At 66.3% G+C, this 7,556-nt stretch carries 5 protein-coding genes; 4 read left to right on the forward strand and 1 reads right to left on the reverse strand.

Annotated elements, in window-relative coordinates; translation table 11 throughout:
- From JNN06_RS17605 to JNN06_RS17620, 4 genes are all read left to right on the forward strand, one after another.
- Positions 1 to 1,232 (forward strand): glycine cleavage T C-terminal barrel domain-containing protein (locus JNN06_RS17605; RefSeq protein WP_291240894.1); only part of this gene is annotated, 1,232 nt, incomplete at its 5' end.
- Between the two features lie 65 nt (positions 1,233 to 1,297).
- Positions 1,298 to 3,748, forward strand: coding sequence for an FAD-dependent oxidoreductase (locus tag JNN06_RS17610; protein WP_291240895.1), 2,451 nt, complete (start codon positions 1,298 to 1,300; stop codon positions 3,746 to 3,748).
- 105 nt (positions 3,749 to 3,853) lie between these two features.
- Positions 3,854 to 5,398: a trimethylamine methyltransferase family protein gene (locus JNN06_RS17615; protein WP_291240896.1), complete on the forward strand. Its 1,545-nt coding sequence runs from the start codon at positions 3,854 to 3,856 to the stop codon at positions 5,396 to 5,398.
- Between the two features lie 5 nt (positions 5,399 to 5,403).
- Positions 5,404 to 6,837 carry an aldehyde dehydrogenase family protein gene (locus JNN06_RS17620; RefSeq protein WP_291240897.1) on the forward strand — a complete coding sequence of 478 codons (1,434 nt, stop codon included), beginning with the start codon at positions 5,404 to 5,406 and terminating at the stop codon, positions 6,835 to 6,837.
- Here JNN06_RS17620 and JNN06_RS17625 read toward each other — a convergent pair.
- Positions 6,834 to 7,487, reverse strand: a complete 654-nt coding sequence (locus tag JNN06_RS17625; RefSeq protein WP_291240898.1) for an SDR family NAD(P)-dependent oxidoreductase — start codon at positions 7,485 to 7,487, stop codon at positions 6,834 to 6,836. The genes JNN06_RS17620 and JNN06_RS17625 overlap by 4 nt on opposite strands.
- Positions 7,488 to 7,556 lie beyond the last annotated feature (69 nt).

Genomic DNA, 7,556 nt, shown 5'->3' on the forward strand with positions numbered 1-7,556 from the left:
GGATGGAAGTTTACGGACATGAATATGCCATTCACTTTCCCCATCACGCCTGGCCCGCCGGGCGCGACAAGCGCCTGTCGCCCGTCCATGCGCAGGTGAAGGCGCAGGGCGCGCAGTTTGGCCCCTATAATGGCTGGGAACGCGCGCTGTGGTATGCCCGCCCCGGCGATGACACCAGCGAGGCGGCGCAGCGCAGCTGGGCGCGGAACGGGCCTTGGGCGGCGGCGGTGCAGGCGGAATGCGCGGCGGTGCGGGACGCTTGCGGCATCCTTGACCTGCCGGGCTTCAGCCGTTTCCGGCTGGAGGGGCCGGGCGCGGTGGATTGGCTGGCGCAGCAGATCACCGGCAAAGTGCCGGGGGCGGGCCGGGTGGGCCTGTGCTATTTCGCCGATGACAAGGGCCGGATCGTCACCGAAATGTCGGCGGTGCGGCTGGGGGCGGAGGCGTTCTGGCTGATCACGGCTGCCACGGCGCAGGGGCACGACGGCGATTGGCTGCGGCGGCATCTGGCGCCAGGGCTGACCCTCACCGATGAAAGCGCCGATTGGGCGACGCAGATCGTGACCGGGCCGCGGGCGCGCGAGGTCTTGACCCCGGTCGCGGAGGCCGATCTGGGCCTGCCCTGGCTCAGCTGGCAAGAGGCGCGGATCGCGGGGCGCGAGGTGGTGCTGATGCGGGTGAGCTTTGCCGGCGAACTCGGCTGGGAAATTCATTCGCGCGCTGCCGACACGCCGACGGTTTATGCGGCGGTGATGGACGCGGGGGCCGATAAGGGCTTGAAACCTTTCGGGATGTTCGCGCTGAACCAGCTTCGGATCGAAAAGGGCTATCGCGCCTGGAAGGGCGACCTTTCGACCGATTACACCGTGTTGCAGGGCGGGCTGGAGCGCTTTGTCGATTGGGGCAAAGCCGATTTTCGCGGAAAATCGGCGTTGGAGGCCGAGCGGCAGGCCGGGGTTTCCAAGCGCTTTGCCACGCTGGTGATCGAGGCGGGCGATTACGACCCGCCCTATATGTCGACGATCTGGCAGGGCGAACGGGTGGTGGGCGAGGTGACCTCGGGCGCGTTCGGGCATCGGGTGGGGGCCTGTATTGGCCTCGGCATGCTGCGCGCCGACCTGGCGGTGCCGGGCACCGAGGTGGAGGTGGAGATTTTCGGCACCCGCCACCGGGCCGTGGTGCAGGAGGACCGGCCGCTCTGGGACCCGGAAAACCGGCGGCTGCGCGGCTGAACACCGCGGGGGGCCAGCCCCCCGCGACCCCCCGGGATATTTTCAGACAGAAAAAGAGTGAGACCATGGCGGCAATTCCTTCCAAAGCGCGGGCGGTGATCATCGGGGGCGGGGTGTCCGGGTGTTCGGTGGCCTATCACCTGGCCAAGGCGGGCTGGCGCGACATTGTGCTTTTGGAGCGCAAGCGGCTGACGTCGGGCACCACCTGGCATGCGGCGGGGCTGATCGGGCAGCTGCGCGCCAATCAGAATATGACGCGATTGGCGAAATATTCGGCGGAGCTGTATCGCCGCCTTGAGGCCGAGACCGGCGTGGCGACGGGGATGAAGACCGTGGGATCGATGACCGTGGCCCTGACGGAAGACCGGATGCAGGAGATTTTGCGCCAAGGCACCATCGCCGATATTTTCGGGGTGGAGGTGCATCGGATCACGCCTGCCGAGGTGAAGGCGCTGTATCCGCATCTGAACATCGAAGGCGTGGTGGGCGGGGTGCATCTGCCGGGCGATGGGCAATGTGACCCGGCGAATATCACCATGGCTTTGGCCAAGGGCGCACGGATGAACGGGGCGCTGTTGTTCGAAAATGTCAAGGTGACGGCGGTGACCGAGGTCACGGAAGGCCCGCGCCGCAAGGTGACCGGGGTGGATTATCTGGGCCCGGAAGGGCCGGGCCATATCGCTGCCGATCTGGTGGTGAATTGCGGCGGCATGTGGGGGCGGGATCTGGCGGCGCAGAATGGCGTGACGGTGCCGCTACATGCGGCGGAGCATTTCTATCTGGTGACCGAGCCTATCAAGGGCTTGGGCGACATGCCCGTGCTGCGGGTGGTGGATGAATGCGCCTATTACAAATCCGACGCCGGCAAGATGATGCTGGGGGCCTTTGAGCCGAAGGCAAAGCCCTGGGGCATGGGCGGCATTCGCGAGGATTTCGAGTTCGACACGCTGCCCGAGGATTGGGATCATTTCGCGCCGATTCTGGAGATGGCGACGAACCGGATGCCGATGTTCGAGTCGGCGGGGATTCACACCTTTTTCAATGGGCCAGAAAGCTTTACCCCTGATGACCGCTATTACCTTGGCCCCGCGCCGGAGCTGGGCGGCTATTGGGTGGCGGCGGGGTATAACTCGATTGGCATCATCTCCTCGGGTGGGGCGGGCATGGCTTTGGCGCATTGGATCACCGAAGGCCATCCGCCGTTTGACCTGTGGGATGTGGATATTCGCCGGGCGCAACCTTTCCAGAAGAACCGCGCCTATCTGAAAGAGCGGGTGAGCGAGACGCTGGGCCTGCTTTATGCCGATCACTACCCCTACCGGCAGGTGGTGACCTCGCGCGGGGTGCGGCGGACGCCGCTGCATGAGGCGCTGGCGGCGCGGGGGGCGGTGTTTGGCGAAGTGGCCGGGTGGGAGCGCGCGAACTGGTTCGCGCGGGACGGGCAGGAGCACGAATATCGCTACAGCTGGGGGCGGCAAAACTGGTTCGAGAACCAGAAAGCCGAACATCTCGCAGTGCGCGAAAAGGCCGGATTGTTCGATATGTCCTCTTTCGGGAAGATCCGGGTCGAGGGGCGCGATGCCTGCCGGTTTCTGAACCGGGTCTGTGCGGCGCAAGTGGATGTGCCGGTGGGGCGCATCGTTTATGGCCAGATGCTGAATGACCGGGGCGGGATCGAAAGCGATCTGACGGTGACGCGGCTGAGCGAGACGGCGTTTTTGCTGGTGGTGCCGGGGGCAACCTTGCAGCGCGATCTGGCCTGGCTGCGGGCGCATGTGGGCGATGAGTTTGCGGTGATCACCGATGTGACGGCGGCAGAGGCGGTGCTGTGCCTGATGGGGCCGGAGGCGCGGTCGGTGCTGCAAAAAGTCAGCCCGAATGACTTCAGCAATGCCGCGCATCCCTTTGGCACGGCGCGAGAAATCGAGATCGGCATGGGTCTCGCGCGGGCGCATCGGGTGACCTATGTGGGCGAGCTGGGCTGGGAGCTTTATGTGAGCGCCGATCAGGCGGCGCATGTGTTCGAGGCGATCATGGCGGCGGAGCCGGGCTTGAAGCTGTGCGGGCTGCATGCACTGGACAGTTGCCGGATTGAGAAGGCCTATCGCCATTGGGGCCATGACATCACCGATGAGGATCATGTGCTGGAGGCGGGCCTTGGTTTCGCGGTGCGCACCGCCAAGCCCGCATTCATCGGGCGCGAGGCGGTCTTGCGCAAGGCGGAGGCGGGGTTGGAGCGGCGTCTGGTGCAGTTCCGGCTGGAAGACCCGGAGCCGCTCTTGTTCCATAATGAGGCGCTGCTGCGCGATGGCAAGATCATCGGGCCGGTGACCAGTGGCAATTACGGGCATCATCTGGGCGCGGCGATTGGCATGGGCTGGGTGCCCTGCAAGGAGGAAACGGAGGCGGAAATCCTCGGTTCCGTTTACGAGATCGAGGTGGCCGGCGTGCGGCATCGGGCGGTGGCCTCGCTGGCGGCGATGTATGATCCGACTTCGGCGCGGGTGCGCCTGTGACGCTGGTCGAGGCGGGGGCCAGCCCCCGCACATCCCCCACGCAGCGGGGGCCAGCCCCCGCACCCCCGGGATATTTGGGAACAGAAAATGAGCAGGGAGCGGGTGATGGCGGAAGCAGCAGAGGCAAAGCGCGGGGCGCGGTCTGGTGGGCGGGCGGCGCGGGTGGCGGAGCGGGCGGCGCCTTTGGCGGAGGCCCTGCGCCCGGTGCGGCCCGGTTTGCCGGGCGGGCAGTATCGGCCGCTGACCGAGGCGGGGATGGCGCAGATCCACGAGGCGGCCTTGCAGGCGCTGGAGCAGATCGGCTTTGCCAATGCGCCGCCTTCGGGCGTGGAGATCCTGACCGGGGCGGGGGCCATTCTGGGGGCGGATGGGCGCATCCGCTTTCCCCGCGCGCTGGTGGAGGATATGCTGGCCAAGGCCGCGCGCGGCATCACGCTTCATGCCCGCAACCCGGGCCAAGATCTGCATTTGCAGGGCACAAATGTGCATTTTGGCACAGCGGGCGCTGCGGTGCACATCGTAGACCCGGTGACGCTGGACTATCGCGACAGCACGGCGCAGGATCTGTATGACGCGGCGCGGCTGGTGCAGCATCTGGACAATGTGCATTTTTACCAGCGCACCATGGTGTGCCGCGATGTGCTGGACAATTACGATATGGATGTGAACACGCTTTATGCCTGCCTTGCGGGCACGACGAAGCATGTGGGCACCTCGTTCAGCGACCCGTCGCATGTGGCGGGCTGTTTCGATCTGCTGCATCTGGTGGCGGGGGGCGAGGACAAATGGCGGGCGCGGCCTTTTGTCAGCAATTCCAATTGCTTTGTTGTGCCGCCGATGAAGTTTGCCGAGGAATCCTGCCGGGTGATGGAGGATTGCGTGCGGCGCGGCATGCCGGTGCTGCTGCTGAGCGCGGGTCAGGCGGGGGCCACTGCGCCCGCGCCGATCGCCTTGGCGATCGTGCAGGCAGTTGCCGAATGTCTGGCGGGCGTGGTCTATGTGAACGCGATCCAGCCCGGCGCGCCCGCAATCTTTGGCACCTGGCCTTTCGTGAGCGATTTGCGCACCGGCGCCATGTCGGGCGGCTCTGCCGAGCAGGCGCTGCTGACGGCGGGTTGTGCGCAGATGCACCAATTCTATGGCCTTCCCGGCGGGGCGGCCAGCGGCATCAGTGACAGCAAGCTGCCGGATATGCAGGCGGGATGGGAGCAGGGCATCACCAACAGCCTTGCGGGGCTGGCGGGCCTCAACATGTGCTATGAGGCGGTCGGGATGCATGCCTCGCTTCTGGGGTTCTGTCTGGAAAGCCTCGTGCTGGGTGATGACATTCTGGGGCAGGTGATGCGGCTGGTGCGGGGCATTGATGTGACGCCCGACACCACCAGCCTTGAGGCGATGAAGGAGGTGTGTCTGGGCGGGCCGGGGCATTATCTGGGTTCGATGCAGACGCTGGGCCTGATGCAGACCGAATATGTCTATCCGAAGGTCGGCAACCGCATGTCGCCAAAGGAATGGGCCGAGGCCGGAAAGCCGCTGTTGCTGGATCGGGCCATTCAGCGCAAGACTGAGATTCTGGGCAAGGCGGGTTGCCAGATCGCGCCAGAGATCGACGCCGCCGTCCGCTCCCGCTTCAACATCCATTTCAGGTAAGCGCCATGATCCCGCAGCATCCCGCGAAATTCTATATTGACGGTGAATGGGTTGAGCCGATGGCGCCCGAGCGGCTGGGGGTGGAGAACCCGGCGACCGAGGAGATCGTGACCGAGATCGCGCTTGGCTCGGTGGCGGATGCAGATCGCGCCATTCTGGCGGCGCGTGCGGCCTTTGACGGCTTTTGCGCCACGCCTTTGGCCGAGCGGATCGCCCTGCTGCGGCGCATTCTGGAGGTTTACAACGCGCGATACGAGGATTTCGCGCAGGCGATGAGACTGGAGATGGGCGCCCCGATTGCCTGGGCGCGGGGGGCGCAGGCCTGGGCCGGGCAGGTGCATATCGAAAGCACTTTGCAGGCCGCCGAGGAGATGGTGTGGGAATATTCCCGTGGCGCCACCCGGATCATCCATGAGGGGATCGGGGTTTGCGGGCTGATCACGCCGTGGAACTGGCCGATGAACCAGATCGCCTGCAAGGTTGCGCCTGCGCTGGTGGCGGGGTGCACCATGGTGCTGAAACCCTCGGAAATTGCGCCGCTCTCGGGGCTGCTCTTTGCCGAAGTGTGCCACGAGGCCGGGGTGCCGAAGGGCGTGTTCAATCTGGTGAACGGCATGGGGCCGGTGGTGGGGCATCGGCTGGCTTCGCACCCAGAGGTGGATATGGTGAGCTTCACCGGCTCGACCCGCGCGGGCACGGCGGTGGCGGCGGCGGCGGCGCCCACGGTGAAGCGGGTGGCGCAGGAGCTGGGCGGGAAATCGGCCAATATCATCTTGCCCTCTGCCGATCTGGCGGCGGCGGTGCGCGGCGGGGTGGAGGGCTGTTTCGGCAATACCGGACAAAGCTGCGATGCGCCGACACGGATGTTCGTGCCGCGCGCGGCGCATGAGGCGGCGCTGCGCGTGGCGGCAGAGGTGGCCGCCGAGGTGGTGATTGGGGCCACTGGCGACGAGACGACCACGATGGGGCCGCTGGTCTCCAGGGCGCAATTCGACAAGGTGCACGGGCTGATCGCACAGGGCATGGCCGAGGGGGCGGTGCTGGTCGCGGGCGGGATCGGGCGGCCCGAGGGGGTGAACCGGGGCTGGTATGTGCGGCCCACGGTGTTCGGCGGCGTGACCAACGATATGACCATCGCGCGCGAGGAAATCTTTGGCCCGGTGCTGGCCATTCTGCCCTATGACACGGTGGATGAGGCCGTGGCCATGGCCAATGACACGCCCTATGGGCTGGCCGCCTATGTGCAGGGCGAGGTGTCAGAGGCGCGCGCGGTCGGGCGGCGGCTGCGGGCCGGGCAGGTGAACCTGAATTACCCCGAGTGGGATACATTCGCGCCCTTTGGCGGCTACAAGCAGTCGGGTAACGGGCGGGAATATGCCGGTTGGGGCATCCATGACTTCTGCGAGGTCAAGGCGCTGGTGGGCTATGGCACGGCCTAAAGCAGCGCCACCAGCCGGGCGGCCTCGGCCTTGATGTCCGCCAGCACCGAGCGATCCTCGCCGGGGAAGAAGCGCGCGCGGGTGGCGGTGGCCATCGGCGCGGGGGTCTCGATGCGGATGCGCGGGCCGATCTTGGCCGATTCCACCTGCCAGCTGCGGGCCAGCGCCAGCTGCGCGGCCTTGCTGGCACCATAAGCGCCGAAATACATCTGGCCTGCGCGCGGGTCATCGAGGAACAGCGCCTGCCCCTCGGCGCCCAAGAGCGGCGCGATCAGCGGGATCAGCATCCCGGTCGCGCGCGCGTTGATGGCCACCGATTTGTCCCAATCCTTCATGTCGAGGAAATTGGCGGGGGTCAGCGGTGCAGCATGCACGGCGGCATGGACCCAAAGATCCAGCTTGCCCCACCGCTCGCCAATGGAATTGGCAAGATAGGCCATGGCGTCATCATTGGTGATGTCCATCGGCGCCAGGGTCAGCTCGCCAGCGCCGGGCTGGCGCTTTTCCTTCACGCGGTCGTCCAGCTCCTCCAACCCGCCGACGGTGCGCGCGACCGCCACCACATGCCAGCCGAGGGTGGCCAGCTCTTCCGCCATGGCGAAACCAAGGCCGCGCGAGGCACCGGTGACAAGGGCGATACGGTCGGTCATGGGCTGCTCCGGGTGGTTTGCTGGGCCAGCGCCGGGGGCTTCACGCCCCCGGACCCCCGTGGGATATTT

Origin of the sequence: Gemmobacter sp., from assembly GCF_016792925.1 — a bacterium.
Lineage (GTDB): Bacteria > Pseudomonadota > Alphaproteobacteria > Rhodobacterales > Rhodobacteraceae > Gemmobacter.

Bases quoted from the DNA above. Each gene is read 5' to 3' on its own strand.
- JNN06_RS17625 (WP_291240898.1), bottom strand. From the start codon at position 7,487: ATGACCGACCGTATCGCCCTTGTCACCGGTGCCTCGCGCGGCCTTGGT.
- JNN06_RS17615 (WP_291240896.1), top strand. From the start codon at position 3,854: ATGGCGGAAGCAGCAGAGGCAAAGCGCGGGGCGCGGTCTGGTGGGCGG.
- JNN06_RS17620 (WP_291240897.1), top strand. From the start codon at position 5,404: ATGATCCCGCAGCATCCCGCGAAATTCTATATTGACGGTGAATGGGTT.
- JNN06_RS17610 (WP_291240895.1), top strand. From the start codon at position 1,298: ATGGCGGCAATTCCTTCCAAAGCGCGGGCGGTGATCATCGGGGGCGGG.